We start from the raw sequence: 26,665 nt of genomic DNA, 5'->3' as shown, positions 1-26,665 counted from the left end.
TAATTGCCGCCGACCGTATCGGTGCCGGTTACCACGCCGCGGAGTTCGTCCCAGAGGAGCCCCATGGAGTAGTCGTTACCAAGGATGTCGCCGGTCTGGGGCGCGGCCGCGTTGGTGACGGTCCGGTAGGCCGTGGCGTCGCCGTATCCGCGGTCATAGAACACATCGCCGACCTGAACCGGGTTGTTCGGGTCCTGAATGTACTGGAAGGTCTGGGTGTTCAGGTCGAATTGGATCCGGCGGACGTTTTCGACCGATCCGCTGTAGCTTGCGGTGGCGTCGAGGTTCATGTCGAAGTCGATCACCTCCGCTGCCGTCGCGGTACTCGCACCTGCGGCGAAAATGCCGACGCAGAGCGAAGAAAGAAGTACTTTTATCGCGTTCAAGGGATTCTCCTGATACTCAATTTAAAGCGATTCAACCATCGCGGGGTTTGGCCTGGTGGCCGAGTCTGTTGCTGTCGCAGTGGTTACCAAGCAGACGTCGTGCCAATTTCAGCCTAAAGAATTAGACGCTCTCAACCCATTGTTTTTGCGATTGATATTTCGTTGGGCTGGAGGCAGGTTTTGGATTCGCCGTTGCGTGCGGGTGGTTTTCCCGTGATCCCGGGGTGGAACTGTAAAGGGGGTCGACGAAGGCTGGCGTGGGTTCGGGGCTTCAGGCCGATGGGCAGGGGTTCATGGAAAACAAGTTCCATAAAATCAGTGATCTGTGGGCAATGGCTACTTGTAAAGCCTATCGACAACGGGCCACGGGAGGCCCCTGGGACCGGCCTAGGCGGTACGCGCCCGCGACAGTCGATGCGCGACGACCAGCATGGCGGGGAGTACCAGCAGGTCGAACAGCAGGGCCGTGATCAGCCCGAAGGCGGTCAGCCAGCCAAAGGCCGCGGTGGGCTGGAAGTCGGACAGCGCCAGCAGCAGGAACTGAGCCACCAGCACGATGGTGGTGGCGGTAATCGCGCGACCGCTGCGGCGGAAGCTCCGGGCGAGTGCCCAGGCAACCGGACTGCCACGCCCGCGGCGTTGGCGATAGTTGTGCAGGATGTGGATGGTGTCGTCCACGGCGATCCCGATGGCGACACTGGCAATCATGGCCGTGGCCATGTCCAGCCAGATGCCCAGCAGGCCCATCAGGGCGAAGATCATCGCTACCGGTGCCAGGTTGGGGATCATGCTGAGGAGGGTCAGCGGGATCGAGCGCCACATCAGCAGCATCAGCAGCGTGATCATCGCGGCCACGGCATACAGGCTGTGGAGCTGCCCCTCGATCAGCAGGCGTTCCTGGTCCGCAAACAGCCTTGCCATTCCGGCCATGTCCCACTCGAGATCGGCCGGCGGGTTGGTCTCCAGATACCCCCGCAGATCGTGCATCAGTGCGTTGATGGACCGGGCGCCGTGGGCGTTCAGGTTGAGCAGGATGCGGCTGCGTTCGAAGTCGCGGTCCACGGCATCGAACAGATCGCGGCCGTCGTAGATGAACAGGTACTGGGCGACCAGGTTGGGGTCGTCGGGGATCCGGCGGTAGTCCGGATCTTCCTCGTTGAAGGCCCAGTGCATCTCCGCGACCAGGTCCGGCAGGGACAGGCTGTAGTCGACTTCGGGGCGCTGGTCCAGCCAGTGCTGTACGCGCTGGATCGCCTGCAGGCGTTCGGGGTCCTGGAGGCTGTCCCAGTCCGGGCCGTCGAACACCACCTCCAGTGCCATCACCCCGGAGAGTTCGCTCTCCACCGCGCGGGTGGCCTGGGTAATCGAGTGGTTGTCGTCAAAGAAGGCGTAGAGATCGGTCTCGACCTCGACGTGTCGGATCTGCGGGATCGCCAGGGCCAGGAGGATGACCGTGGCCAGCAGCACCCAGCCAGCCCGGCGGATTGCCAGGTGTGCGGCCAGCGCGGTCACGCGGTCGAGCAGGAGCAATCCGCGCTTGGGCGTGAGCCAGTCGCCGCGGTCCCAGCGTCCCATGATCGCGGGCAGCAGCAGCAGCACAATCGCCGCGGCGAGGAGGACGCCAAAGGCCCCGATCAGGCCAAAGGTCTCGATCGGCCGGATGCTGCTGACTTGCAGCGAGGCCAGCCCCGCCGCGGTGGTCAGCGCCATGAACCACGTGGGCCGGGCCACGGCGGCAAGCGCCGCTTCCACACGCGCGCGCCCCTGGTGGCCGCGTTGCGCGGCGTGCAGCGTGGCGTTGAAGAAGTGCATCAGCATCGCCACCGTGAGCGCCGTCAGCAAGGGCGGCAGGATGGCGGAGATGAGCGTGAACGGGCGGTCCAGCAGGATCAGCAGGGCGATCGCGGGGCCGGTCACCGCACTGATGGTGGCGGCGGACAGCGCGACCACCAGCGGGCGTCGGAACAGCCACCACAGGAGCAGGAGGCTCACGGTCATGGTGCCGGGAACCAGGAAGGCGAGGTCCTTGACCATGGCCCGGAGCTGGGCGACATCCAGGGCGATGTGTCCGGCGATGGCCGCCAGCTCGTCTTCCAGGTCGTGTGCGCCGATCCGGTCGCGCAGCAGGCGTTCCAGTTGCAGGCGCTGCAGGCTGTTATCGAGGGCGTGCGGTCGCACGATCACGGCCAGCGCCTCGCCTCCGGTGCCGGCCACCAGTCCGGGGGCGAAGCGATCGCGCAGCACCCGTTCGCGCCATTGTTCCGGGGTGCGTTCGTCCAGTGCGCCGCCGTCCACCAGCCGGTCCACGGTAAATCCGTCCGCCGTTGCGCGAATGTGGTCCAGGGTGGTGACCGCCAGCACCCGTTCGACGGTCGGGTCGGCTCCCATGTCCTGCACCAGCGCGTCGATCCGTTCCAGGAAGTGCGTCTCGAACAGATCGCTTCCGGTGAACAGGCCGACCAGCACCTGGTCCTGGGGGAAGCGTTCGCGCAGTTCGCGATCGAAGGTGACGGCCGGGGCGTCCTCGGGGAAATAGGATTCCGGGGCGTTGTCCAGATTGACCTGCAGCAGGACGGGGCCGGGCAGGAGGATCAGCAGGGCCAGGATCCCCAGCGCGAGCAGGGGATGCCCCCGGAGCCAGCGCATCAGAACTGACCCCGCCAGCCCGTCACCAGCATGCGGTTATCGCGATAGAAGCCCCCGGCGGTGCCCTCGGCACCGTCCAGCCAGTGCAGGCCGATATAAAATTCCATGGGCTCGCGGGCAATCCACGCGAGTTCCGGATTCAGGTAGATGTCGCGCCGGTTCAGGCCAACCGAGTAACGCATGCGGGCGCGCCAGTTGTGGCCGGCAAACGGACTTTCCAGTTCCCCGGTCAGGAAGTAGCTCTCCCGGGCATCCAGCATGTCCCCGGCATTCAGCAGGTGCTGGCCGGCCAGTTGCGTGGTCATGCGGAAATCCCCGTCCCCGGGGAAGCCCTCGGCACCGATCACCCAGTCGACGCCTTCCACCGTGGTCTGGCGCAGATCGTCCGCGCGGGTGACCGGCACATCGCTGAGCCAGGCGGCCTCGGCCCGCCAGGTCCAGGCGCCGGTGGCAAAGGCGGTGTCGCCGCCGACCACCCAGGTGCGCGGGTGCACGGCCTCCAGCGTCGGGTCCCCCGCGGGCTGGCCGGTCAGGATGGCCTGGCGGGTATCGGCATCGAAGCGGTAGTAGGGCTGCGAGTGCCGGGCGCGCTGGATTGTCACGGCAAAGTCGGCGCCCCGCCCGGAGCGTCCCAGCCGCACCCCGGCGCCGCCGTTGCCGGAGACATCGTCGTCGAGCGTGGCCTGTTCGATCAGGGGCGCCAGTGCCGGGTCCTGCGGCAGCCCCAGCAGGCGGCCGCGGTTGCGGTCCACCGGGTGCCAGAGGCTGTCGCGATCGGGCAGCTCCGCCGGCCGGAAGATGGGCAGGAACACCAGGTCGGCGTGCCAGGGCCCCTCGAAGAATTCTGCGCGGATGGCGGGATTCGCGCGGCGGCGTTCGCCGTAGGGGTCCAGGCCGAAGCGGGTCAGGTCCTTGGTGCTGAGCCGGTCGGTGGGCGGAATCTCGTCCACCCGTCCCCACAGGATGCGCTGGGTGCCGACCGTGATGCGCGTGCGGTCGCCGCGGTAACGCAGGAAGTTCTCGTCGTAGTCGGCGCGGGCCCGCGTCGTGCGCGGATAGTCGCCACCCTGTTGCGCCTGGACGTCCATGCGGGCGCCCAGACGCAGGTCCCAGTCCTCGTTCAGGTTGCGCCGGGCGCTGACCACGGCGCGCCCGTGCTGCACGTAATCCACGGGGCGCCCGGACGTTCCCAGGACCCCGAGTTCGACCATCGTCTCGTCGACGCGCAGGTCCCAGGCGGAGGTGCCGGTTTCGGTTTCCGCCTCTGTGTCCTCGTCCGGCCGTTCACCAAATACAAATTCGCGCCGTGTTTCGCCGGCGGGGGAAGCCGCCACGCTGTCCGCCGATGCCGAGTTGGTGGGTTGGGGGGCTCGCGGAGATGCGGCGTTCGCTGGGGCGGCGGCCCTGGCCTGGCCGGCAGGGGTATCCGGGCTCGACAGGACGGCGCCCACCTGCAGGGTGCGTTCATCGCCGGTGAAGGCGTGCGGATTGTGCTCGAACAGAAGCCGGACCGTTTCCTGGATGGAGGTGTGTTGGTCCGGGCGCAGGTGCTCGGCCAAGTCCCAGAGGGTGTCGCCCGGCTGAACCGTATAGGGACCCGGAGAGGCGGCCGCCAGGGGCAGGGGGCCGAGCACCAGCAACGCGGCGAGGGCCACGGCGGGGTGCCCCCCAGCCCGGAGGCCGCCGGCGTTATGGGCGATAGGGGCGCGCAAGGCTCGGGTCCGACAGGCCGCGGATGGTGAACAACTCGCTCGGCAGCCCGCTATTGTAGGTCACGTCCTCGACCTCGAGGATGGTGGTGCGGTCGCTGGCGAGATCGGTCATGGCGCTGCGGGTGACCGTCCAGTAGCCCTGGATGTCCTCGATCCGCTGGACCTCCAGGCGTTTGGACGGTTCGTCCCCCCCTTCGTACAGGTCAATTCGCAGCGGGAGCATGGTCTCCTTGTGGATCCAGCTGACGCGCTTGCTGTAGACGGAGTTGCCGGAGTCCACGGGAACGCTCTCGAGGATCGTGACGGGCGTTCCTTCGTAGGTGTCCTCGCCCAAGATGCGATGGTGGTCCTTGTGTGGTTCGCGGTCTTCCAGATCCTCGAAATAGAGTTCCGACTGCACGAAGCTGCCGCCCCGGTTCTCGCTGCTGATGCGGCGCTCGCGCTGGATGGCGGGGAGATACAACCACTGATCGACATCACCCCCGGGGTGGTTGTGGATCAGGATGGCGGTGTCGGCGATGTTGCGCGGCGAGGTGAAGCGGATGAGGTTGCGGCTGGCGCCGGGCTCGTCGCCTTCCAGGCGGTATTCGTAACTTTCGCGTACCCGCTCGCGGCGGCCGCCGCCGGTGAGGGTCATGATGCCGCGGGTGACGGCGTCGTCGCCGTCCGGGCGTTCGTGCACTGCGCGCGCCAGATCGCGTGCCGCGGATTCCTCGGCCAGGGCCGCGGTGGGGAGGACGGCGGCCGCCAGCAGCAGGGCCGTGCCGGCGAACATGGCGATCCGGTTCATCATGGCGTCATTGTACTCCCGGGTTTGCGGCCCGCTGTTGGGCGCGCTGGGCGTGCAGTCGCCTGCGGGCCATGCGGATCAGCAGGCGATGCAGCGGGTTGCGATTACCGCCCGGGCGCCACGTCCGCGCGAGGCGCTGGCGGTAGGCATCGAAATGCACGCCCCGCGGGGCCCAGGTGACCGTCCCGCGGCCCAGCAAGAGCTTGAGCACCTCGGTTCCCATGACGCCGGCGCACAGGTCGCAGGCCATGGGGGTGGAGGGCCCGCGCCGCGCGGCCAGGTCGACGGCTGTCGGGTCGGCCAGGTAGCCCATCTGCAGCATGGCGGGGGCCAGGCCAATCATGAAACGAAGCGCCAGCTCCTCGTCGTCCAGGCCGTCGTGCAGGTCGAAGTAGGCATCGAAGCTCATCCCGCCGGGACGGAAGTTCAGGAGCGCCGCCCCCATACCGAGGGGCGCCACCGTGACGGCCGGAATGCCGCGCTCGGCGCAGGCCGCGAACACCTGGCGCCGGATGTCGAAGGCGAAGAAGTCGAGGCCATCGACATAGACATCCACGCCGGCGAGGAACGCATCGAGGTTGTCCGGACTGATGCCCTGCGGGAACGCGTCGATCTCGAGCTCCGGGTTGATATCCCGGGCCATCTCTTCCAGCACCTCGACCTTGGGCCGGTCCAGGCGCGACAGGGCCGCCCCGACCTGGCGGTTCATGTTGTGCAGTTCGAAGATATCCGGATCAGCGATGTGGAAGTGGCCGATCCCGAGGCGTACGAGTGTCAGCAGATGGGCACCGCCAACACCGCCCAGGCCCGCGATTGCAATCCGCGCCCCGCGCATCCGCTGCAGTTCGCTGGTGGTCACCCAGCCGACGGTGCGGGCGAATGCCGTCTGGTAGTCGAAGGCGGAGCTCAATTCCTCAACCCGTGGTATCCATTTTCAGGCCTCGTCGGTCGCGGGCGCCACGCCCGACCGCCCGGCAGGCCTGTGGGGCGCATGGGGGCGACGCGGGGCCGGGCGGCCTTTATCGGCGCGGTGGCGGGGAGTGGATGCGGTCGGCGCAGCAGGGTCGATTCCACGTGCCGGCACAGCTCGCTCAGGGCACTGGAGCGCCGGATGCTTTCGTATGCCTCCCCGGAGTCGATATAGAACGCTGCACGCTTGCCGTGATAGTGCACGATCTCGCCAATTTGGGTGAACTCGAGTCCGGTGTGGCGCAGGATGCGGGCGAGTGCTGGCTCCATCATGGCAAAGGCATGCTGCTTGCGGTGGTGCACGCAGAGCAGGGTGGCGGCCACGAACAGGCTGACCGCCAGGATCGGGAATACGCGAAGCTGGTCGGGCGAGATTTCCAGTGCCTCGATGTCGCCGAACGGTGTGGCGGTCTCACCATGGCGCCGCCGAAACATGCCGTGGACGGCGAGGCGGGATACCTCGCAAATGTTGTCGCGGTCCAGCCGGTCGGGGCGCCAGGCGCTGTCGAAAAAGCTCTCGCTGCAATGGCGTTCCATCGGCAATTGCGTGATCGGATCATGGGCGTCGACATGGACCACTCGAACGCATCCGGCGGCCATGGCGCTGGGCTTGTGTTCCAGCAGGCAGTGCCATGCCTGGGTGTCGTACTCGTCGATCTCCTTGTGCCCCGGGCAGTCTTCTTCACGCTCGAAGCCGAACTCCTTGCAGTACACCTGATAGCGAAGATGCTGGATTTCCTCCAAGCTTTGCCCGGTACGCGTGGAGAGGTCGAAGTACCGATTGAATGCACTCACCACCGAGTCGTTTTCCACGACTAGTTCCCTCCTACTGCAAGCCCCGCCGTATCCGAGGGCGGACCCCATGGCTCGGGAGCATCCGCATGGCGCGGCGTGCATTCCGGTCCGGGACTCTCCCATGCAGTGTAGTGCGGAACTTCCGAAAGTGCCGGAAGCTGCAATCGCAGCCGCCAGGCCTTCAGGGCCTCGCCCGCTTCGTCCGTGTACGCCAGGCAGGGTACGCGTGTGCCGCGATGCCGGTGCGGCGCGCCACAGACCTCGACGGGCAGGCCATGACACCGCAGCAGTCGGGCGAGCGCCGGGCGTACCAGAAAGAACATGCGCAGGTATCCATGCCGTCGTGCGTATTCCTGCGAGGCCTGACACAGGTGATAAAGCACCTCGGGCGAGGCCCCGCGCACGATCAGGCGCGAAACCTCCACTGCCGGAACATCGGCATCGGCCTCCACCTCCGGGAACAGTCGGCAGTTTGCCGTGGTCGGCAGTGGGCGTTTGCCCGGGAGGATCAGGCGCATCGCGCCGACCCAGCGCGTTTCCGGTGGGCGACCCTCGTGGCTGATCAGGAAGTGTTCGGCATGTTCGTCGTAGGCGTCGCGCTCGATGCCCTCAGGATGCTGCTCGGCGGGTTCGAACCCGGTTTCGCGGCAGTACACCTCGTAACGCAGCCGGTAATGAATGCGTCGGGCGGCCTCCGAACGGGCGAGATAGGTGCGGATCCGGCCGGGGCTACCCATCTGAAAGGGCGCGTCCGAAATCGGACGCGACGAGCGGTTGCAGGGTCGTTTTTGCGAGTTCTGCTTGAGTGGTCATCCAGTGTTTCATCTGTCTGCTCCCGTGGGTTGGAGATTGGTAGCCGCTCGCTTCAGGCGGCGGCATTCACGAACTGCAGCCCGACCCCCCGTGGACTGGAAAACACAACGACGCCGTCGCGCGCGCCGTCATTCGGCACGATTACCCGGATGGCGGTCCCGGGTGGCAGCCGCGGCTGGTAGCGCAGCGGCATGACGCGTGCGCCGGAGCGCGAGACATCCACCAGACGACAGTGGCCCGGCCGTCCCTGGATCCACATTTCCGTGCGCAGATTGACCGCCTCGCGCGGCCAGCGCCGTCGTTCCCTCTGCTCGCTGGCCGCCGCGTCGGCCTCTTGTCCCTCGCCGAATTGCCATGCGATGGCTGCGCCCCAGTGCTGCTCCTCGGCCGATCCGGCGTAGATCTGTGCTTGTGCCGGATCGGTGATCGGGGGCGACCCCAGCCGGTTGATCAACGCCGCGACGAAGCTGGCGGAGACTTGTTCGTACTCCCCGGCGGATTCCAGGTCCTGATATAGCTGGCCATGGATCTCGTCGAGGATGCGGAGGCGTTGATCCCAAGTTTCGTTTGCGATTGCCGGAAACCAGAAGTCCGCGAGTTCCAGTGCCAACTTTTCGTGACTCATCAGCGATCCTTGATGGTCGGTGCAGGGGCCGCTGCAGTTGTGAAACTCTACCCTGTGTGTTCAGCAGCAAACTCTGTACCAGTACACAGAAATGACAGGGATTCGCTCACCCTGGCGCGGGCCGCCTGTGCCGTGATTCGCCCGTCAGTTCGCCAGCTGTAAACAATCCCGACATCTGTGGACAGTCCCTGGCAAACCCACTTCAATGAACCTGGGATTTCTCCCAACCCGGCCTCACCGGCACGCCGGTGTCGAGCCCGGGGGGTCCCGGCGCAAGGCAGACGCGTCCGGGGGGCAGGTATTCGTTAGCAGATCGGCCCGCGGACGCTACCAGGCGCCGGTGCGGTCGGCGGGAAGCTGGGTTGTATGGAAAAGATCGTTCAAGAGCTCTGGCAGCATGTCCGCTCTACTTGGCGCAAGCGCTGGTGGATCCTGCCCATTGCATGGCTGATCTGTCTGGGTGGCTGGGCCTACGCCCACAACCTGCCGGATACCTATCAGGCGGAGGCCCGGGTCTATGTGAATACCCAGTCGGTTCTGGATCCGCTGCTGCGCGGGATGACGGTGCGGCCGAACACCGAGCAGCGCCTGCGCATGATCACTCGTACCCTGTTCAGTCGTGACAACCTCGAGGAGATCGCCCGCGAGAGCGATCTCGACGTTCTGACCGGCAACTCCAATCTGGATGCCCAGGTCGCGTTGCTGCGCGCACGGCTGACGCTGGACGTCGGCGACCGCGACAACATCTATAGCGTGAATTTCCGTCACGGAAACCCCGAGGTGGCCTATCGCGTGGTTCGCGAGACGGTTGACCTGTTCATGGCCCGCGGCATGGGCGACTCGCGCCTCGATCTCACCACCTCGCAGCAGTTCATCGAGCGCCAGCTCGATAACTACGAACAGCAGCTGCAGGAGAAGGAGGCCAAGATCGAGGAGTTCAAGCGCGACAATGCGCGCTTCCTCAGCGGCGACGGCAACTTTTACTCGCGTCTCGAGCGCACCCGTGACCAGCTGCAGCAGGCGCGCCTGCAGGAGCGTGAGGCGCAGAGCCGCTTGCAAACCCTCCGGCGGCGCGCCGGAAGCGGACTAGATGGTTACGAGAACCTGGAGCTGGACCGGCGCATCAGTGAGCTGCAGGAAAGCATCGACGCGATGCGTCTGCACTACACCGACGAGCACCCGGACGTGGTCTCGTCACGGCGCATTGTGGAAGAGCTGGAGTCGCGTCGTGAAGAAGAGGCGCGCAACCCGCAGGCCATCCGGCGCGTGGGCAGCGGCAACGAGGTGCTGCAAAACGCCATCAGCGAAACCGAAAGCGAGATCGCGTCGTTGACCACTCGGATCGCCGAATTCGAGGACCGGGTTGCGCGGCTGGAGGGCGACGTGGATCGCGCACCGGCGGTGGAGTCCGAGCTGACCTCCCTGACTCGCAATTACGACGTCATGCGCAACTCCTATCGCCAGTTGCAGGATCGCCGCGAACAGGCGGTGATGTCGGGGGCCGTCGAGAGTCAGACCGACGCCGTCGATTTCCGTGTGCTCGAGCCGCCGCGTCAGCCCACAGCGCCGGCCTCGCCGGATCGCCCCATGCTGGCCACGGCAGTACTCCTGGTCGGTCTGGGTGCGGGCACCGGCTTTGCGTTCCTGCTGTCGCAGCTGCGCCGAACGATCAGTAGCAGCAAGCAGCTGGCGGCGGTTACCGGTCGCCCGGTCCTGGGCAGTGTCTCGCGGGTGCGTACGCCGATGAGTCGCCATCGCCGCTTGTCGGAGCTGATGGTATTCACCGCCGCACTGGGGACGCTGGTGCTGGTGTATGCCGTGGTCATGGGACTTTACGCGACCGGATCGGAAGCCCTTCTGGACGATCTCCTGGGGCTGTTGCGATGACGGAACCACGCAGGTGCGGGATGGGATGCCCCGGCAATCCGGTGGCGTGCCGACTATCTTTCAGGGAACCGGCCGACTCGATGGAGTCGGTTGCCGGCAAGGGGCTGACAGCATAATGAGCATTATCGAGAAGGCGCTGGACAAGAACCGGGCGCGTCAGCCGGTCCCCGAAACAACGGCCGAACAGGCGGCCACCCCCGAAGCCGCCGCGCGCGAGCCCGAACGCTGGCGAGAGCCGGTGTCGCAGGAAGTCAGCATCGATTTTGCCTGGCTGCGCAAGCAGGGGCTCATCGTTCCGGGGGATCAGCGTTCCAGCGTGGCGGAAGAGTTCCGCATGATGAAACGCCCCCTGCTGAACAATGCATTCGGGCGTCATGCCGCGATGCGTGTGCCCAAGGGCCGGCTGATCATGATCACCAGCTCCTTGCCGGGGGAAGGCAAGACCTTCACCAGCGTGAATCTGGCCCTGAGCATGGCGATGGAGCTGGAGCGCACCGTGCTGCTGGTGGATGCCGATGTATCACGACCGGCCATCCCCCGCACCCTTGGGTTTCACGCCGATCTCGGGCTCATGGATGTCCTTAGCGAACCCGACATCCAGATCCCCGATGTCCTGCTGCGCACCAACGTGGAAAACCTGACCGTTTTGCCGGCAGGCCGCCCCCACGGACGCTCGACCGAGATCCTGGCGAGCGACGTGATGCGGGATCTGGTCGATGACCTGCATGACCGGTACGAGGATCGCATCATCCTGTTCGACTCCCCGCCCCTGCTGGCCACCAGCGAGCCGGGTGTCCTGGCGACGCACATGGGGCAGGTCGTGATGGTAGTGGAGGCCGATCGCACCCCGGCGAGTACGGTGGAGCGAGCCATGCATCAGCTGGATTCCTGCGGCGTCGTGCTCACCTCCCTCAACCGCGCGACGCCGGGTATCGGCATCGGCGGTCAATATTACGGGGGTAGCTACTATGGCATCGAGCGTGATCATGTCGCCGACACCCCCGCCCGCTAGCTTCCAGCGCCAGGAGTGGCCGTTACCGGCTCGCTGGTGGCTGGTCGGCACGGCGGTGGCCGCGCTGGCATCGCCCGCAAGTGCGCTGGCCGTCGAGTGGACGTTGACCCCGCGGGTCACGGTGTCGGCGGAGGTCACCGACAACGCCCGTCTGGCCCCGCGGGGCCAGGAGGACGCGGACCTGATCGGTACCGTCAGCCCCGGGTTTACGCTGCAAGGGGAAGGCGCCCGCAGCGATACCCGTATCGATTACCGCCTGAACTCGCGCTTTTATCTCGACGACTCGCGTCAGGACCGCACGAGCCACGCCCTGCGCGCGCGCAGCAACTGGGAGCTGGTGGACGACACCTTCTTCGTCAATGCAGCGGCCTCGCGTACCGAGCAGGTGGCGTCGATCCTCGGCCCGGTGGGCATCGGTAGCAGTACCCCGCGCGGAAACCTGCAGGAGACCACCACCTACAGCGTCTCGCCGATGTTGCGGACCCGTTACGGCAGTTTCGCCACGCAGGAGGTCCGCTACACCTATGGCGCGACCCTGAACCACCAGAGCAATCGCCAGGACAGTGACTACCACCGGGGCGAATACGTCCTCAACAGCGGGGCTGCCTTCAACCGCCCGTTCTGGCAGGTCGCCGGGTTCTACGAGGAGGAGCGTTTCGACAATGGCCTGGAGGGCGAGTTCGGGCAGGTCAGCGGGACGCTCGGCTATCGTTTCGGGCGGTCCCTGCGTCTGTTCGGCGTGGTGGGCGAGGACTTCAATAACTACGCGACGACCCGCGAAGACGATGACGGCAGTTTCTGGCAGGTCGGCGCAGGCTGGGCCCCGACCCGGGTCACCAACATCGAGGCGCGTTACGGCGAGCGCTATTTCGGCAAGAACCGCGCGCTGTCCGTAACTCACAGCAGTCGCCGCGCGACCTACCGCCTCAGCTACGACGAGGGGGTGAGCTCGACCCGGCAGCGCCGTCAGGGACCCTTCGCCCAGCTGGCGGAGGATGCGCAGTTCATGACCATCGACGAGTTGCTGGATCGCTACACCCTGGAAGAGATCTTCCTGTTCGCCCTTAATCCGCAGTTGGGCGACGAGGCGTTCGTTGAGGGCTACTACTTTACGCGTAGCTGGCGTGCGGGCTGGAGCTATGACACCGGCCGCAGCGTGTTCGGGATCAATCTGGTGCAGACCGAGCGTGAATCCGAGACCCAGACCAATGTCGGCCTGTTCGAGGACAACCGGACCCAGCGCGGGGCCAATGCCTTCTGGCAATGGCGGTACGGCCCGCGCACGACCTCCCTGGTGAGCACGGGCGTCACCCGGACCGATTTTGCCGACAGCGATCGCGAGGACGACCTCTGGTACCTGCGTGCCAGTGTCAGCCGTGAGTTGACCCCGGACACCACCGCGAGCCTGGCCGTCCGGCACCAGCGGCGGGAGTCGAATAGCGCGGCCAGCGAGTATTCCGAGAACGCGATCATCGGCACGCTGACCAAGGAGTTCTGAGGCATGTACGAGGAATTCTACGGCTTCACCGGTCGGCCCTTTGCCCTGAGCCCCGATCCGCGTTTTTTCTATGCCAGCAAGGGCCACAGTCGGGCGATGGCGTATCTCGAATACGGCGTGCAGCTGGAGGAGGGCTTCATCGTTATTACCGGCGAGGTCGGGGCCGGCAAGACGACCCTGGTCCGCAGCCTGTTCGAGACCCTGAGTGACAAGCCGCTGGTGGCGGCGCAGCTGGTCAGCACCCAGCTGGATGCAGAAGACTTGCTGCGTTCGGTCTGTCTCGCGTTCGGGCTGGACGATGCCCCCAGTCACAAGGCCGGCCAGTTGCGCCGTCTGGAGACCTTTCTGCGCGATACCCGGGCGCGTGGCCAGCGCGCGCTGCTGGTGGTCGACGAGGCGCAGAACCTGGGCCCCGATGCCGTGGAGGAGCTGCGCATGCTCTCCAATTTCCAGGGCGACGACGGGCCACTGCTGCAGAGCTTTCTGCTTGGGCAGCCGGAATTCCGGCGCCTGCTGCGGAGCGAGGACATGCAGCAGCTGCGCCAGCGGGTGATCGCGACCTACCACCTGGGGCCGATGGACGCAGACGATACCCGGGCCTACGTCGAGCACCGGCTCGCCCGGGTCGGCTGGAACGAGCGGCCGCATTTCGAGGACGACATCTGGGCGCGTATCCACGACTACACCAGTGGCATCCCGCGCAAGGTAAACACCTTCTGTGACCGCCTGCTGCTGATGGGGTATCTGGAGGAAAGTACCGACCTGGATGCCGCGCGGGCGCAGCAGGTGATCGACGAGATCGAGGAAGACCTGGAAGGGGTCCTGCTGGATGAGGGGCCGTCTGCCACGGGGCGCCCCGAAGCCGGGTCGGGGTCGGACGGCCTGGATGATCGCCTGGTGGCCAGCCAGGTCTCCATGCTGCGGATCGAACAGGATATCGAGGCACTGGAGGAACGCCTGCAGCGGATCGAGCGCAATCTCCTGGTCAACTTCCGGGCGACCCAGGAGGTGCTGAAGATCGTGCGCGACGAGGGCTACGAAACGGCGTCGCTGGCGCCGGTTTCCAGTGCCGCGCAGTCGTAGCTGCCGAGGCCTGTCATGCAGACGCAAAGTGCCGATCGGCCCAACGCCCTGACCGTCGATGTGGAGGATTACTTCCAGGTCTCGGCACTGGCCCCGCGCATCCCGCGCGATACCTGGGACACTCGCGAATGCCGGATCGAGCGCAACCTTGATCGCATCCTCGAGCTGTTCGATCAGAGCGGCGCGCAGGCGACCTTCTTCACCCTCGGCTGGATCGCCGAGCGTTACCCGCACGCGATCCGCCGCATCGTCGACGCCGGCCATGAGCTGGCGAGTCACGGCTACGGCCACGAGCGGGTCACAGACCTGACGCCCACCGCCTTCCGCGCCGATATCGAGCGCGCCCAGCGCATCCTCGAAGACCTCTCCGGAGCCCCGGTCCGCGGCTATCGCGCGCCCAGCTTCTCGATCGGCGAGGGCAATCTCTGGGCGCTGGAGGTGTTGCGCGAGGCGGGACTGGACTACAGCTCGAGTATCTACCCGGTGCACCACGATCACTACGGCATGCCGAAGGCCCCGCGGCACCCGCATCGCCCGATGCCCGCCGGGGTCCTGGAGCTGCCCCCGGCGACCCTCCGCATGGGCGGGCGCAACCTGCCGGCGGCCGGTGGCGGCTATTTCCGGTTGCTGCCCTACGTGATGTCGCGCGGGGCCCTTCGGCGTATCGGGGCGCTGGACGGGATGCCGGCGGTTTTCTACTTCCACCCCTGGGAGATCGATCCCGATCAGCCGCGGGTGTCCGGGCTCGGGGCGCGGAGCCGTTTCCGGCACTACGTGAACCTGCACCGTATGGAGTCGCGCCTGAAGCGTCTTCTGCAGGACTTTCGCTGGGATCGCATGGACCGCGTGTTTGCCGTGGAACTGGCGGCACCCGGGAACCATGCAAGAGTGACAGGGGAAGACGATGTACGAACCGCCTGATCAACGTGCCAGCGGTACCGGTGCCCTGCAGGTCCGGACGCTGTGTGCGGCCGACCATGCGCGCTGGGATGCGTTCGTGGAGAACTGTCCGCAGGCAACCTTCTTCCACCGCGCGGGCTGGTCGACGGTCTTGCGCGAGGCGTTCGGACACGAGACGCACTTCCTCTATGCCGAGGTGGATGGCGCCATACAGGGCGTGCTGCCGCTGGGCCGTATCCGTTCCCGCCTGTTCGGGGACTCGCTGTCATCGCTGCCGTTCTGTGTCTACGGCGGTGTGGCCGCAGTCACCGACGCCGCGGCTGCGGCGCTGGATGCCCGAGCACAGGAGCTCGCCCGCAGCCTGAATGTCGATTATCTCGAGTATCGCCTGCGCGAACCGAGGCATCCGGACTGGCCGACCAAGAGCGAGCTCTACTCCACCTTCCGCCGCCTTCTGGATCCGGATGTCGACGCGAACATGAATGCGATCCCGCGCAAACAGCGGCGCATGGTGCGCAAGGGCATCAAGGCGGGCCTGGTCAGCGAGGTCGAACATGACATCGACCGCTTCTACCCGATTTACGCGGCCAATGTCCGGCGCATGGGGACCCCGGTCTTCGGCCCGAATTACTTCCGCAAATTGCTCGACGTGTTCGGTGATGATTGCGACGTGTTGACGGTGACGCACGAGGGCGAAGCGGTCGCCAGCGTGGTCAGCTTCTGGTTCCGCAACGAGGTCCTGCCCTACTACGGCGCGGGAACCCCGCGCGCCCGCGCAGTGGCGGGCTACGACTTCCTCTACTGGGAACTGATGCGCCGTGCCTGCGAGGCGGGCTACCGGGTGTTCGATTTCGGCCGCAGCAAGCGCGATACCGGGTCCTTCAGCTTCAAGAAGAACTGGGGCTTCGAGCCGCAGCCGTTGTACTACGAATACGACCTGGTGCGTGCCGCCGAGATGCCGGACGTCAATCCCCTCAACCCGAAGTACCGCTACTTCATCGCCGCCTGGCAGCGCCTGCCCCTGCCCGTGGCCAACTGGCTGGGCCCCAAGATCTCCCGCTCCCTCGGCTGAAGGGCTTTTTCACCACTGAGGCCACAGAGAACACTGAGCAGGTCAAGGGCGGATTGACCACGAAGTGCATCCAGAAAAGATTGTTTGGGGGCGAAATGGAATTCGACCCGCTATCGAAAAAGGCCATCGGATTGGCGATCGAGGTACATCGCGAGCTTGGGCCGGGACTGTTGGAATCGGTTTACGAGAAATACCTGGTGCACGAAATGCTGGAATCGGGGCTGTGCTGCGTCTCTCAGGTTCCGATACCCGTCACTTACAAGGGGCAGACGCTGGATTGTGGATACCGTATCGACATCCTGGTCGAGGACAGACTGATGATGGAATTGAAAAGTGTGGATGCCCTGCAACGGATTCACGAGGCCCAAACTCTCAGGTACATGAAACTCGCGAATATCGCGCAAGCCCTTCAAAAGCGTGCGCCTCAAGGATGGCCTCAAGCGCCTGGTTCTTTGATTTGAATGCCCTTCTTCGTGCCTTCGCGAGCTCCGTGGTGAACAAGCCTTATGGATGATCTGTTGTATCTGGTGCACCGGATTCCGTGGCCGCCCAACAAGGGCGACAAGATCCGTTCGCACCACATCCTGCGCTATCTGGCGCAGCACTATCGCGTGCATCTGGGCACGTTCATCGATGACCCGGCCGACGCCGCCTACCTGCCCGAACTCGAGGGGCTGTGCGCCAGTGTCTGTGCCCGTCCATTGCCGCGCCGGCGTGCCCAGTTGCGCGCCCTGAGCGGCTTGCTGAGTGGCGAGGCGCTGACCGTGCCGTGGTATCGCGACCGGGAACTGGCGCACTGGGTCCGTGCAACGCTGGCAAGGCAGCCGGTCGCCCAAGCCCTGGCCTTTTCCTCGGCGATGGCCCAGTACCTGCCGGAGGGGGACGGGCTGACCCGGGTGGTGGACTTCGTGGACGTGGATTCCGACAAGTGGACGCAGTATGCGCCGACGCGGCGCTGGCCCATGAGCGCCGTATATCGGCGCGAAGGGCGGCGGCTGCTGGCCTACGAGCGACAGGTCGCGCAGGCCAGCGACGCCAGCCTGTTCGTGTCGCCGGCCGAGGCGGATACCTTTCGCAAGCAAGCACCGGAAGTGGCGGACCGGGTGCATGCCCTGAACAACGGTGTCGATGCCGCCTTCTTCTCGCCGGATGCGGTTGCGGCACCGGGTCCCTATCGCGACGGGGTGCGCACCGTGGTGTTCTCGGGGGCGATGGATTACTGGCCCAATGTCGATGCCGTGATCTGGTTCGCCGACCACGTCCTGCCTGCGCTGCAGCTGGAACATCCCGGTGTGGAGTTCTGCATCGTTGGCAGCCGGCCGGCCCCGGAGGTGATGGCGCTGGCGGATCGCCCCGGAGTCACGGTGACCGGATTCGTGGACGACGTGCGACCGTGGATCGCGCACGCGACAGTCGTCATTGCGCCCCTGCGAATCGCCCGTGGGGTGCAGAACAAGGTCCTGGAGGCGATGGCCCTGGCGCGCCCGGTCGTAGCCAGTCCGCAGGCTCTGGAAGGCCTGACCGCGATGGCTGGGCGCGAGGTGATCCGTGCCGAGGCCGAACCGGGTGCGTTCCTGCAGGCCGTTTCCGGATATCTGCGTGCACCGGATTCGGCGCTCGGGCACGCGGCGCGCACCCGGGTGCTGGCGGACTATGACTGGGCGCGCAATCTCGCGCACCTGGGCGAGTTTCTCCGCCTGCACCCCGGCGGGGTCCCCGGCGCCGAGCCAGTCCCGGAGGCTGCCCATGGACGCTGAAACGCTCAACATCCGGGCGTCCGTGCGCGGCTCGTCCTGGTGGCTGGCCGGGCCGGTGCTGGTGCTGGGTCTGGTCGTGCTGGGATGGATGTTCTACCCGACGTTCGAATCCATTGTGGCCGTCTGGAACCGTTCGGAGACCTTTGCCCATGGTTTCCTGATTGTCCCCATCGTGCTGTTTCTGTTGTTTCTCAAGCGCGAGGAGGTGCTGGCCCTGGAGCCGCGTCCTTCCTGGTGGGCGCTGTTGCCCTTGCTGGGCTTTTCGCTGATCTGGGTGGCGGGAGAGCTGGTGGATGTGGTGTCCGTGCGTCAGTTCGCGGCCGTCCTGATGATCCCCGCGCTGTTCTGGCTCGTGTTGGGCAATGCGATCACCTGGCGCTTGCAGTTCCCTCTGGCGTACCTGCTGTTCGCGGTCCCGTTCGGTGAGTTCCTGGTGCCGCCGCTGATGGATTTCACCGCGGACTTCACCGTAACGGCGGTACAGCTCACCGGGATCCCGGTCTATCGCGACGGGTTGTATTTCGATCTGCCCACGGGCCGCTGGTCGGTAGTCGAGGCCTGCAGTGGCGTGCGCTATCTGATCGCGTCGGTCGCCCTCGGCACCCTGTACGCCTATCTCATGTATCGCAGCCCCTGGCGGCGGCTCGTGTTTGTCGGCGTCTCCATCGTGGTGCCGATCGTCGCCAATGGCCTGCGGGCCTACATGATCGTGATGATTGGTCATCTGAGCGACATGGAGTATGCGGCAGGGGTCGATCACCTGATCTATGGGTGGATCTTCTTCGGGGTGGTCATTGCGCTGATGTTCGGGATCGGGGCCTTCTGGCGCGAAGATATGGACCCGCCCGCCGCACGCGTGCACACGCCGAAACAGCGCCGCTCGTTGCAGGCCGGACCGTTCGCCGTGGCGGCCCTGCTGGCGGTGGTGCTGGCCAGCGTGGCCCCACTGTATGCGGATTGGATGAACCAGCGTGATCTCGGTCCGGTGGCGGGTTTGGGCGCGGGCCCGCTGGCCCCGCCCGGCTGGCGGGTGCTGGAGGATCAGGCCGATGCCTGGGAGCCGGGTTATCGCGGCGCCCGCGATGGCCGGGGTGGTCTCGTCACGGCGGAATATGGCGGGCCGCCGGTGGGCATGCACGTGCTGTTCTACCGCGAACAGCACCATTACGGGAACATGGTGGGCTGGAGCAATACCCTGGCCGGGCGTCACCGCGTGGGGTCCTGGTCGCAATCCCATCGCGGGCAGGCCACGGTCGATGGTTACCCCAATCCCGAACGTTTCCTGTTGCACGGGCCCGGGCAGCAACTGCTGGTCTGGCGCTGGTATTGGGTGGACGGCCAGCTGACCACGCTGCCGCATACGGTCAAGGCTCGCGAGGCGCTGAACCGCCTGGTGGGTGGCCGCGATGACGCGGCCCTGGTCGTGCTCTATGTGCCCTATGGCTCCGAGCCCGGGGAAGAGGAGGCGACGCTGCAGGCCTATGCGGCCGACGTCCTGCCCGAGCTCCTCGAGCAGCTCGCCGCTGTCGCGCGACAGTGACGGGCGTATCCGTCAAGACCGTCCGGGATGGTGACCCGCGACCCTGCGTGGCGCATATCATCCATCGCCTGGACATCGGCGGGATGGAGAACGGGCTGGTCAATCTAATCAACCACATGCCCGCGGACCGATTCCGGCACGCCATCATCTGCATGACGGACTACACCGATTTTCGCCTGCGCATCCGGCGCGACGATGTCAGTCTGCATGCCCTGCACAAGCGTGAAGGCAAGGACCCGCAGGTCCACGTTCGCCTGTGGCGACTGCTGCGCGCCCTGCAACCGGATATCGTCCATACCCGGAACTTCGGCACGCTGGAGGCGCAGGTGACCGCCACGCTGTCCGGCGTGCGCGCGCGCGTGCATGGCGAACACGGTTGGGATGTCGGCGACCTGGACGGCACGCGCGACCGCAACCGCCGATTGCGCCGGCTGATGCGGCCACTGGTCCGACACTACATTGCCCTTTCGCAGCATCAAAAGGGATACCTGCGGGATGCGATCGGGGTGCCCGCAGCGCGTCTTTCGCACATCTTCAATGGCGTGGATACCGGCCGTTTCGCACCAACGTCAGAGGCGTTCGTGCCCCCGTTTCCAGAGGGCTTCCGGGGCCCCGGCACCTTCGTGATCGGCTCGGTCATGCGTATGCAGGCGGTCAAGGCGCCGCTGGACCTGGCACGGGCCTTTGTCGCACTGCGCGACCGGATGCCGACGGAGTTTCCGCGCCTGCGGCTAGCGATGATCGGGGACGGCCCGCTGCGCGGGGAGGTCCGCCAGCTGCTGGAGCAGTCCGGGGTGGCGGGCCAGGCCTGGATCCCCGGTGCCCGGGAGGATATCCCCGACTGCCTGCGGGCGCTGGACCTCTTCGTCCTGCCCTCGCTGGCCGAAGGCATCTGCAACACCATCCTCGAGGCGATGGCCACCGGGCTCCCGGTGGTCGCGACGGATGTCGGGGGGAACCCGGACCTCGTCCAGCCGGGGATGACCGGGGTGCTGGTCCCGGCGGGCGATCCGGACGCGATTGCGGCCGCGCTGATGGCCTATCCCGGCGACCCGGCACGGACCGCACGGCAAGGTGTGGCCGCTCGTGCGCGGGCCGAGGCGGAGTTCAGCATGGACGCGATGGTCGCGGGGTATCTGCGGGTGTACGACCGGGTACTGGAGCGGCGTTGAACGTAGGCGTGTGCCGGCGTTAGTTCCGGCGCTAACGCCAGGGGCCCTGTGGCGCGCATCGCGGTCGGTCCGCGGCGGGGTTGTCGTTTATGCTGGATTTTCCGTGATGGTGCGGCGGGGCTTGCACCAATTAGTGCCTCCCCGGGTGCACCGTCCGGCGTCATTTGGCCTCGGCAAGGAAGCGATCAGGAACCCGACATGTGCGGCATTACCGGAATCTTCGATTTGCGTGACCGGCGGCCGATCAATCGGTCCCTGCTGGAGGCGATGAACGAGACCCAGTTTCACCGCGGTCCGGACGAGGGGGGTGTGCACCTGGAGCCGGGCGTCGGGCTGGCGCATCGTCGCCTGTCGATCATCGACCTCTCCGGCGGGCAGCAGCCACTGTTCAACGAGGACGAGACCGTCGTTGTGACCTACAACGGCGAGATCTACAACTTCCCGGAGCTGACCGCCGAGTTGCAGCAGGCGGGGCACCGGTTCCGCTCCCACTGCGATACCGAGGTGATCGTGCATGCCTGGGAGGAGTGGGGCGAGGCCTGTGTGCAGCGCTTTCGTGGCATGTTCGCGTTCGCCGTCTGGGATCGCAATCGCGACACCCTGTTCCTCGCCCGCGACCGCCTGGGGGTCAAGCCCCTGTACTACAGCGCGCTGGCGGACGGGCACCTGATCTTCGGCTCGGAGCTCAAGGCGCTGATGGCGCATCCGGGCATGCCGCGACGTATGGATCCGCATGCGGTGGAGGATTATTTCGCCTTCGGTTACGTGCCGGAGCCGCGCAGCATCTTCCGCGGCGTGCACAAGCTGCCGCCTGGCCACACGCTGACCGTGCGCCGTGGACAGGGCAACCTGAGCGAGCCAAGCGAATACTGGGACATCCCGTTCGGCGACAGTGGCGTGGCGGATGCAGCGACCGCCGCCGAGGAACTCACCGCGCGCCTGCGCGAGGCGGTGGACGTCCGCATGGTCGCCGAGGTCCCGCTGGGGGCCTTTCTCTCGGGCGGGGTGGATTCCAGCGCGGTGGTCGCGATGATGGCGGGCCTGTCCGACGACCCGGTGCGCACCAGTTCCATCGGCTTCGCCGATCCGGCCTACGACGAATCCCGCTACGCGCGGATGGTCGCCGAGCGCTACCACACGGATCACCGCACGCAGGAGGTCGATCCTGACGACTTTGCGCTGCTGGACCGCTTGAGCGGGCTCTACGACGAACCGTTTGCCGACAGTTCCGCGCTGCCGACCTATCGGGTCTGCGAACAGGCACGCCAGCAGGTCGTGGTTGCCCTGTCCGGGGACGGCGGCGACGAGAATCTGGCCGGCTATCGGCGCTATCGCCATCACCTGGCGGAGGAACGCCTGCGCGCGCCGCTGCCACTGGGGCTTCGGCGGGCCGTGTTCGGGACCCTGGCGCGGTGGTATCCCAAGGCCGACTGGGCGCCGCGCCCGTTACGCGCCCGCGCTACCTTCCAGGCCCTGGCGCGAGACTCGGTCGAGGGCTATTTCCAGGGGGTGTCGATCCTGCGCGACGACCTGCGCGCGCACCTGTTTTCGCCGGTGTTTCGGCGCTCGCTTCAGGGCTACAGCGCGGTCGAGGTCCTGCGCCGGCATGCGGCGCGCGCCCCCACCGAGCACCCGCTGTCGCTGGTGCAGTACCTGGACATGAAGACCTACCTGCCGGGCGACATCCTGACCAAGGTCGACCGCGCGAGCATGGCGCATTCGCTGGAGGTCCGAGTGCCGCTGCTCGACCACCAGCTGGTCGAGTGGACCTCGGGGCTGCCCCCGGATCTCAAGCTGCGGGGGACGGAGGGCAAGTACGTGTTGAAAAAGGCCATGGAGCCCTACCTGCCGGAGGAGATCCTCTATCGGCGCAAGAAGGGCTTCGCCGTCCCGGTCGCCGCGTGGTTTCGCGGACCGCTGCGCGAACGCATGCGGGCGCAGGTGCTGGGGCCGCGCATCGCCGACTCTGGCATCTTCGACATGGATTACCTCAAGACCCTGGTGGACCAGCACACCAGCGGTGCCCGCGACCACAGCCCGGCCCTGTGGTCGCTGTTGATGTTCGAGGGCTTCCTGGCCCGGTCGACGGCCTGATGCGGGGGTGGTGATGAAGATCCTGCATGTCCTCGATCACTCCATCCCGCTGCACAGTGGGTATACCTTCCGCACGGCCGCCATCCTGCGCGAGCAGCACCGGCTTGGCTGGGAGACGTTTCACCTGACCAGCCCCAAGCAGGGGGCGGTGGAGGCGGACGAGGAGGATGTCGACGGTCTGCACTTCTACCGCACGCGCTATCGCCCCGGTACGCTGCCGGGGCTGGGCGAATGGGGGCTGATGCGTGCCCTGACCCGGCGCCTGGAGGCCGTGGCCCGGGAGTTGCAGCCGGATGTGCTGCATGCCCATTCCCCGGTTCTCAATGCCCTGCCGGCCCTGCGGGTCGGCCGGCGTCTCGGTATCCCCGTGGTCTACGAGGTGCGGGCCTTCTGGGAGGATGCCGCGGTGGACCACGGGACCAGCCGCGAACACGGGCTGCGCTACCGCATGACGCGCGGCTTCGAGTCGTACGTGTTCCGCCGGGTGGACCACGTGACGACCATTTGCGAAGGCCTGCGCCGCGACATCGTCGCCCGGGGCATCCCGCAGGACCGGGTCACCGTGATCCCGAATGCGGTGGATGCCGAGGCCTTCCGCCTGGGCGGGGCGCCGGACGCCGAGCTTAAGGTGCAGCTCGGGCTGGCCAATGCCCGGGTGCTGGGTTTTATCGGCTCGTTCTATGCCTACGAGGGGCTGGACCTACTGCTGGAGGCCTTTCCGCGCATCCGGGCGCAGGCCCCGGATGTACGCATCCTGCTGGTCGGTGGCGGGCCGCAGGCGGAACGCCTGCAGGAGCAGGCCCGGCGCCTGGGCATCGCCGAGCAGGTCGTGTTTGCGGGTCGGGTGCCGCACGACCAAGTGCAGCGCTACTACGACCTGGTGGATCTGCTGGTGTACCCACGCCACTCGATGCGGCTGACCGAGCTGGTGACCCCGCTCAAGCCGCTGGAGGCGATGGCCCAGGGGCGACTGCTGGTGGCCTCGGATGTGGGCGGACACCGGGAGCTGATCCGCCATGGTGAGACCGGCTGGCTGTTCCCGGCCGACGATCCGTACGCGCTGGCGGACACGGTGCTCGACACCCTGGCCCGCGCGCCCGAATGGGATGCGGTACGCGTCGCGGGGCGCCGCTTTGTCGAGCAGGAACGCACCTGGGCGAGGAGTGTTGCCCGATACCAGGCGATTTACGAACGTCTGCGGGGTGTCGTGGAGCCCGCCAATGCCCGGTGACCGGCGTCACGCTGGCCGGAGTCCGCGCCTGGTGGTGTTCACCCGCGTCTACCCCAACGCGGCGCAACCCAACCTGGGGCTGTTCGTGCGCGAGCGCATGCGGCGGGTGGCCGAACACCTGGATCTGGTCGTCGTGGCGCCGGCCCCGTGGTTCCCCTTCCAGGGGCTGCTGGGGCGTCTCCGGCCGCATTCGCGACCGCCCTTGCCGCGCTACGAGGAGCAGGGCGGCATTGCGGTGTACCACCCCCGGTTCTTCTGCTTTCCGGGGGTGCTCAAGTGGACCGACGGGTTGTTCCTCGCGCTCGGCAGTTTCTGGCTGATGCGACGGCTGCGGCGCGATTTCCGCTTTGACCTGATCGATGCCCACTTTGTCTATCCCGACGGCGTGGCCGCCCGCTGGCTGGCCCGCTGGTTGCGCTGCCCCTACACCATCACCCTGCGCGGTAGCCTGGTCCGTTTTGCCGCCAGCACCCTGCATCGGCGCCAGATCAATCGGGCGATGGGTGCGGCGGCCCGGGTGTTCTCGGTGGCGGACTCGCTGCGGCAGGATGCGATCGCCTGGGGGCAGGCCCCCGGGCATGTACAGGTCGTCGGCAACGGCGCGGACCTGCGGCGTTTCCATCCCGAGGACCGGGCCGGGGCCCGCCAGCGCCTGGGGCTGCCGCAGGAGGGCCGTTTCCTCGTGTCGGTGGGGGGGCTGACCGAGCGCAAGGGCTTTCACCGGGTGATCGCGACCCTCCCCGAATTGCTGCGCACGCAACCCGACCTGCACCTGGTCATTGCCGGCGGCGCGACCCCCGAGGGCAACAACGAGGCCGAGTTGCGCCAGCAGGTAAAGAGCCTGGATCTGGAAGACCGGGTCTGGTTCCTGGGGCAGGTATCGCCGGAAGACCTGCGTTTCGTCTATTCGGCTGGCGATGTGTTCGTCCTGGCCACCCGGTTCGAGGGCTGGGCGAATGTCTTCCTCGAGGCGTCGGCCTGCGCCCTGCCGATCGTGACCACCCGGGTCGGGGGCAACGCCGAGGTGGTGAATTCCGATCAGGTCGGGATCGTGGTCCCGTACGACGACCATGACGCGCTGCGCGACGCCCTGCTGGAGGCGCTCGAGCGCGAATGGGACCGCGAGGCCATCCTGGCGCATGCGCGGGCGAATGCCTGGGAGACGCGGATCCCGGAGCTGGTTGCAGCCTTCGAGCAGATCGCGGCCGCGGATGCCGCGACGGCCCCCGGGACCGCGCGGTCCGGCTGAACATGGGGCTTTATACCCAATGGGTGGCGCGCGGCCTGTTCCCGCTGCAGGAGCGGCTCAAGGGTCACCCGACGGTGGCGTTGCACAAGGCCCTGGAAACCACTCAGTGGTGGACGCCGGAGGCCCTACGGAGCCTGCAGGAGCAGCGGCTGCAGGGGCTTCTGGAACGTGTCGCGCGGCAGGTGCCGTTCTATCGTGAATGGTTTGCGCAACAGGGCGGGTCGCCTGCGGCGTTCTCCGGCATTGCGGACCTTCAGTGCCTCCCGGTCGTCGACAAGGCGCTGATCCGCGAACAGGGCGCGGCCTGGCGCGCGGAGGGCGCGCGGAACCTCGAAGAGCAGCACACCAGCGGGTCGTCCGGCGAGCCTCTGAGGTTCTGGCTGGGCGCGGATCGCATCGGTATGGATATCGCCGCAAAGTGGCGGGCAACCCGCTGGTGGGGTGTGGACGTGGGCGACCGCGAACTGGTCCTGTGGGGATCCGCCGTCGAGAACGAGGCCCAGAACGGCATGCGTGCCTGGCGCGATCGCCTGTTCCGGTCGTACCTGGTGCCGGCCCGCGACCTGAATCCGGCGCGGCTCGACCGCATCATCGAACAGATCCGCCAGCGGCGTCCGCGCATGCTGTTCGGGTATCCGTCGGCATTGTCCCGCGTGGCCTGGCGGGCGCGCGAGCGGGGACAGCGGCTGGATGATCTCGGGATGCGTGTCGCCTTCACGACCTCCGAGGTGTTGCGCCCGGAGTGGCGCGCGGTGATCGGCGAGGTGATGGGCTGTGGGGTCGCCAACGAGTACGGCGCGCGCGACGCCGGGTTCATTGCCCGTGAATGCCCGGCGGGGGGCATGCACATCACGGCCGAGGCCCTGATCGTCGAGATCCTGGATGCGGAAGATCGACCGGTGCCGCCCGGCGCGACCGGAAACATCGTCATCACCAACCTGGTGGGCCCGGAATTCCCGTTCATCCGCTATCGCACCGGGGACCGGGGTGCCCTGGACCCGCGTCCCTGCCCCTGCGGGCGCGGCCTGCCGCTGCTGCGCGACATCGACGGCCGTGCCAACGACGGCCTGATCGCGACGGACGGTTCCTGGATCCACGGCAGCCGCTTCAACTACCTGATGCGCGACCTGCCCGGGCTGCGCGCCTACAAGGTCATCCAGCACGACCGACACCACGTCGAGGTGCTGCTGAGCCTGGTCGCCGCACTGCCGGCGGCCGCCGAGGAGCGCCTGCGCCGTGCATTGGTCGACGCGCTGGGGCAGGCGGTCCAGGTGGATGTTCGGTCGGTGGATGCCATCCCGCCAGAGCCCAACGGCAAGCACCGCCATGTTGTCTGCCGCGTTCCCGACGCCGACCAGCCAGCCCGGAACGCCTGAACGCGCGCCACGAAGCGCACGAAGACGCGAAGAAGGGCTGATTCACAGGAAGCGGGGA

The 26,665-nt window shown here is 66.8% G+C and carries 21 protein-coding genes and 1 pseudogene; 14 read left to right on the top strand and 8 right to left on the bottom strand.

Features of this window, described 5'->3' with window-relative positions; translation table 11 throughout:
- From F816_RS14145 to F816_RS0112460, 8 genes and pseudogenes are all read right to left on the bottom strand, one after another.
- Nucleotides 1–386: pseudogene (locus tag F816_RS14145) on the bottom strand (PEP-CTERM sorting domain-containing protein); the annotation flags it as partial.
- A 387-nt stretch (nucleotides 387–773) separates the two neighbouring features.
- The gene (locus F816_RS0112490) at nucleotides 774–3,032 is read right to left on the bottom strand and encodes an RND family transporter (protein ID WP_019595011.1); all 2,259 of its coding nucleotides are present in this window, start codon (nucleotides 3,030–3,032) and stop codon (nucleotides 774–776) included.
- Nucleotides 3,032–4,744, bottom strand: a complete 1,713-nt coding sequence (locus F816_RS0112485) for a LysM peptidoglycan-binding domain-containing protein (RefSeq protein ID WP_026333265.1) — start codon at nucleotides 4,742–4,744, stop codon at nucleotides 3,032–3,034. The genes F816_RS0112490 and F816_RS0112485 overlap by 1 nt, the downstream gene beginning before the upstream one ends.
- Nucleotides 4,722–5,537 carry an outer membrane lipoprotein-sorting protein gene (locus tag F816_RS0112480; protein ID WP_019595009.1) on the bottom strand — a complete coding sequence of 272 codons (816 nt, stop codon included), beginning with the start codon at nucleotides 5,535–5,537 and terminating at the stop codon, nucleotides 4,722–4,724. Before F816_RS0112480 ends, F816_RS0112485 begins: the two co-directional genes overlap by 23 nt.
- 4 nt (nucleotides 5,538–5,541) lie before the next feature.
- Nucleotides 5,542–6,444, bottom strand: coding sequence for a ThiF family adenylyltransferase (locus F816_RS0112475; protein WP_019595008.1), 903 nt, complete (start codon nucleotides 6,442–6,444; stop codon nucleotides 5,542–5,544).
- The gene (locus F816_RS0112470) at nucleotides 6,441–7,316 is read right to left on the bottom strand and encodes a PEP-CTERM/exosortase system-associated acyltransferase (RefSeq protein WP_019595007.1); all 876 of its coding nucleotides are present in this window, start codon (nucleotides 7,314–7,316) and stop codon (nucleotides 6,441–6,443) included. Before F816_RS0112470 ends, F816_RS0112475 begins: the two co-directional genes overlap by 4 nt.
- Before the next feature lie 2 nt (nucleotides 7,317–7,318).
- A complete protein-coding gene (locus tag F816_RS0112465; protein WP_019595006.1) occupies nucleotides 7,319–8,035 on the bottom strand; it encodes an acyl-homoserine-lactone synthase in 717 nt (238 codons plus the stop codon).
- 128 nt (nucleotides 8,036–8,163) lie between these two features.
- The gene (locus tag F816_RS0112460; RefSeq protein ID WP_019595005.1) at nucleotides 8,164–8,736 is read right to left on the bottom strand and encodes a PilZ domain-containing protein; all 573 of its coding nucleotides are present in this window, start codon (nucleotides 8,734–8,736) and stop codon (nucleotides 8,164–8,166) included.
- Between the two features lie 366 nt (nucleotides 8,737–9,102).
- Here F816_RS0112460 and F816_RS0112455 point away from each other — a divergent pair, with 366 nt between their 5' ends.
- From F816_RS0112455 to F816_RS0112390, 14 genes are all read left to right on the top strand, one after another.
- Nucleotides 9,103–10,623 carry an XrtA system polysaccharide chain length determinant gene (locus F816_RS0112455; RefSeq protein WP_019595004.1) on the top strand — a complete coding sequence of 507 codons (1,521 nt, stop codon included), beginning with the start codon at nucleotides 9,103–9,105 and terminating at the stop codon, nucleotides 10,621–10,623.
- Nucleotides 10,624–10,738: 115 nt separating this feature from the next.
- Nucleotides 10,739–11,635, top strand: a complete 897-nt coding sequence (locus tag F816_RS0112450) for an XrtA-associated tyrosine autokinase (protein ID WP_019595003.1) — start codon at nucleotides 10,739–10,741, stop codon at nucleotides 11,633–11,635.
- Nucleotides 11,610–13,133, top strand: a complete 1,524-nt coding sequence (locus F816_RS0112445) for a TIGR03016 family PEP-CTERM system-associated outer membrane protein (RefSeq protein WP_019595002.1) — start codon at nucleotides 11,610–11,612, stop codon at nucleotides 13,131–13,133. The genes F816_RS0112450 and F816_RS0112445 overlap by 26 nt, the downstream gene beginning before the upstream one ends.
- 3 nt (nucleotides 13,134–13,136) lie before the next feature.
- Nucleotides 13,137–14,216, top strand: coding sequence for an XrtA/PEP-CTERM system-associated ATPase (locus F816_RS0112440; protein ID WP_019595001.1), 1,080 nt, complete (start codon nucleotides 13,137–13,139; stop codon nucleotides 14,214–14,216).
- 15 nt (nucleotides 14,217–14,231) lie between these two features.
- A complete protein-coding gene (locus F816_RS0112435; protein ID WP_019595000.1) occupies nucleotides 14,232–15,137 on the top strand; it encodes an XrtA system polysaccharide deacetylase in 906 nt (301 codons plus the stop codon).
- Entirely contained in the window at nucleotides 15,121–16,188 is a 1,068-nt protein-coding gene (locus F816_RS0112430; RefSeq protein ID WP_019594999.1) for a FemAB family XrtA/PEP-CTERM system-associated protein, read from the top strand. Before F816_RS0112435 ends, F816_RS0112430 begins: the two co-directional genes overlap by 17 nt.
- A gap of 95 nt (nucleotides 16,189–16,283) precedes the next feature.
- Nucleotides 16,284–16,649: a GxxExxY protein gene (locus F816_RS14140; protein WP_231363406.1), complete on the top strand. Its 366-nt coding sequence runs from the start codon at nucleotides 16,284–16,286 to the stop codon at nucleotides 16,647–16,649.
- Between the two features lie 45 nt (nucleotides 16,650–16,694).
- Nucleotides 16,695–17,945 (top strand): TIGR03087 family PEP-CTERM/XrtA system glycosyltransferase, encoded by a 1,251-nt coding sequence (locus F816_RS0112420; RefSeq protein WP_019594998.1) that lies wholly within the window; start codon nucleotides 16,695–16,697, stop codon nucleotides 17,943–17,945.
- Nucleotides 17,935–19,485, top strand: coding sequence for an exosortase A (gene xrtA / locus F816_RS0112415; protein WP_019594997.1), 1,551 nt, complete (start codon nucleotides 17,935–17,937; stop codon nucleotides 19,483–19,485). Before F816_RS0112420 ends, xrtA begins: the two co-directional genes overlap by 11 nt.
- Nucleotides 19,486–19,532: 47 nt before the next feature.
- Nucleotides 19,533–20,657 (top strand): TIGR03088 family PEP-CTERM/XrtA system glycosyltransferase, encoded by a 1,125-nt coding sequence (locus tag F816_RS0112410; protein WP_019594996.1) that lies wholly within the window; start codon nucleotides 19,533–19,535, stop codon nucleotides 20,655–20,657.
- Between the two features lie 198 nt (nucleotides 20,658–20,855).
- On the top strand, nucleotides 20,856–22,751 hold the full coding sequence (locus F816_RS0112405; protein WP_019594995.1) for an XrtA/PEP-CTERM system amidotransferase: 1,896 nt from the start codon (nucleotides 20,856–20,858) through the stop codon (nucleotides 22,749–22,751).
- A gap of 13 nt (nucleotides 22,752–22,764) precedes the next feature.
- Nucleotides 22,765–23,982, top strand: coding sequence for a TIGR04063 family PEP-CTERM/XrtA system glycosyltransferase (locus F816_RS0112400; RefSeq protein WP_026333263.1), 1,218 nt, complete (start codon nucleotides 22,765–22,767; stop codon nucleotides 23,980–23,982).
- A complete protein-coding gene (locus F816_RS0112395) occupies nucleotides 23,972–25,231 on the top strand; it encodes a glycosyltransferase (RefSeq protein ID WP_019594993.1) in 1,260 nt (419 codons plus the stop codon). Before F816_RS0112400 ends, F816_RS0112395 begins: the two co-directional genes overlap by 11 nt.
- Before the next feature lie 2 nt (nucleotides 25,232–25,233).
- On the top strand, nucleotides 25,234–26,607 hold the full coding sequence (locus F816_RS0112390; protein ID WP_019594992.1) for a phenylacetate--CoA ligase family protein: 1,374 nt from the start codon (nucleotides 25,234–25,236) through the stop codon (nucleotides 26,605–26,607).
- Nucleotides 26,608–26,665 lie beyond the last annotated feature (58 nt).

Source organism: Thioalkalivibrio sp. ALM2T, from assembly GCF_000381505.1.
Taxonomy (GTDB): domain Bacteria; phylum Pseudomonadota; class Gammaproteobacteria; order Ectothiorhodospirales; family Ectothiorhodospiraceae; genus Thioalkalivibrio; species Thioalkalivibrio versutus.
The sequence above is the reverse complement of the archived record's forward strand: the minus strand, read 5'-3'. Positions and strand labels throughout refer to the sequence as shown.

Excerpts from the sequence above, each read along its gene's own strand:
- F816_RS0112455 (WP_019595004.1), top strand. The coding sequence starts at position 9,103 with ATGGAAAAGATCGTTCAAGAGCTCTGGCAGCATGTCCGCTCTACTTGG.
- F816_RS0112450 (WP_019595003.1), top strand. The coding sequence starts at position 10,739 with ATGAGCATTATCGAGAAGGCGCTGGACAAGAACCGGGCGCGTCAGCCG.
- F816_RS0112465 (WP_019595006.1), bottom strand. The coding sequence starts at position 8,035 with ATGGGTAGCCCCGGCCGGATCCGCACCTATCTCGCCCGTTCGGAGGCC.
- F816_RS0112395 (WP_019594993.1), top strand. The coding sequence starts at position 23,972 with ATGCCCGGTGACCGGCGTCACGCTGGCCGGAGTCCGCGCCTGGTGGTG.
- F816_RS0112390 (WP_019594992.1), top strand. The coding sequence starts at position 25,234 with ATGGGGCTTTATACCCAATGGGTGGCGCGCGGCCTGTTCCCGCTGCAG.
- F816_RS0112445 (WP_019595002.1), top strand. The coding sequence starts at position 11,610 with ATGTCGCCGACACCCCCGCCCGCTAGCTTCCAGCGCCAGGAGTGGCCG.
- F816_RS0112480 (WP_019595009.1), bottom strand. The coding sequence starts at position 5,537 with ATGATGAACCGGATCGCCATGTTCGCCGGCACGGCCCTGCTGCTGGCG.
- F816_RS14140 (WP_231363406.1), top strand. The coding sequence starts at position 16,284 with ATGGAATTCGACCCGCTATCGAAAAAGGCCATCGGATTGGCGATCGAG.
- F816_RS0112430 (WP_019594999.1), top strand. The coding sequence starts at position 15,121 with ATGTACGAACCGCCTGATCAACGTGCCAGCGGTACCGGTGCCCTGCAG.
- F816_RS0112400 (WP_026333263.1), top strand. The coding sequence starts at position 22,765 with ATGAAGATCCTGCATGTCCTCGATCACTCCATCCCGCTGCACAGTGGG.
- F816_RS0112460 (WP_019595005.1), bottom strand. The coding sequence starts at position 8,736 with ATGAGTCACGAAAAGTTGGCACTGGAACTCGCGGACTTCTGGTTTCCG.
- F816_RS0112490 (WP_019595011.1), bottom strand. The coding sequence starts at position 3,032 with ATGCGCTGGCTCCGGGGGCATCCCCTGCTCGCGCTGGGGATCCTGGCC.
- F816_RS0112440 (WP_019595001.1), top strand. The coding sequence starts at position 13,137 with ATGTACGAGGAATTCTACGGCTTCACCGGTCGGCCCTTTGCCCTGAGC.
- xrtA (WP_019594997.1), top strand. The coding sequence starts at position 17,935 with ATGGACGCTGAAACGCTCAACATCCGGGCGTCCGTGCGCGGCTCGTCC.
- F816_RS0112405 (WP_019594995.1), top strand. The coding sequence starts at position 20,856 with ATGTGCGGCATTACCGGAATCTTCGATTTGCGTGACCGGCGGCCGATC.
- F816_RS0112420 (WP_019594998.1), top strand. The coding sequence starts at position 16,695 with ATGGATGATCTGTTGTATCTGGTGCACCGGATTCCGTGGCCGCCCAAC.
- F816_RS0112435 (WP_019595000.1), top strand. The coding sequence starts at position 14,232 with ATGCAGACGCAAAGTGCCGATCGGCCCAACGCCCTGACCGTCGATGTG.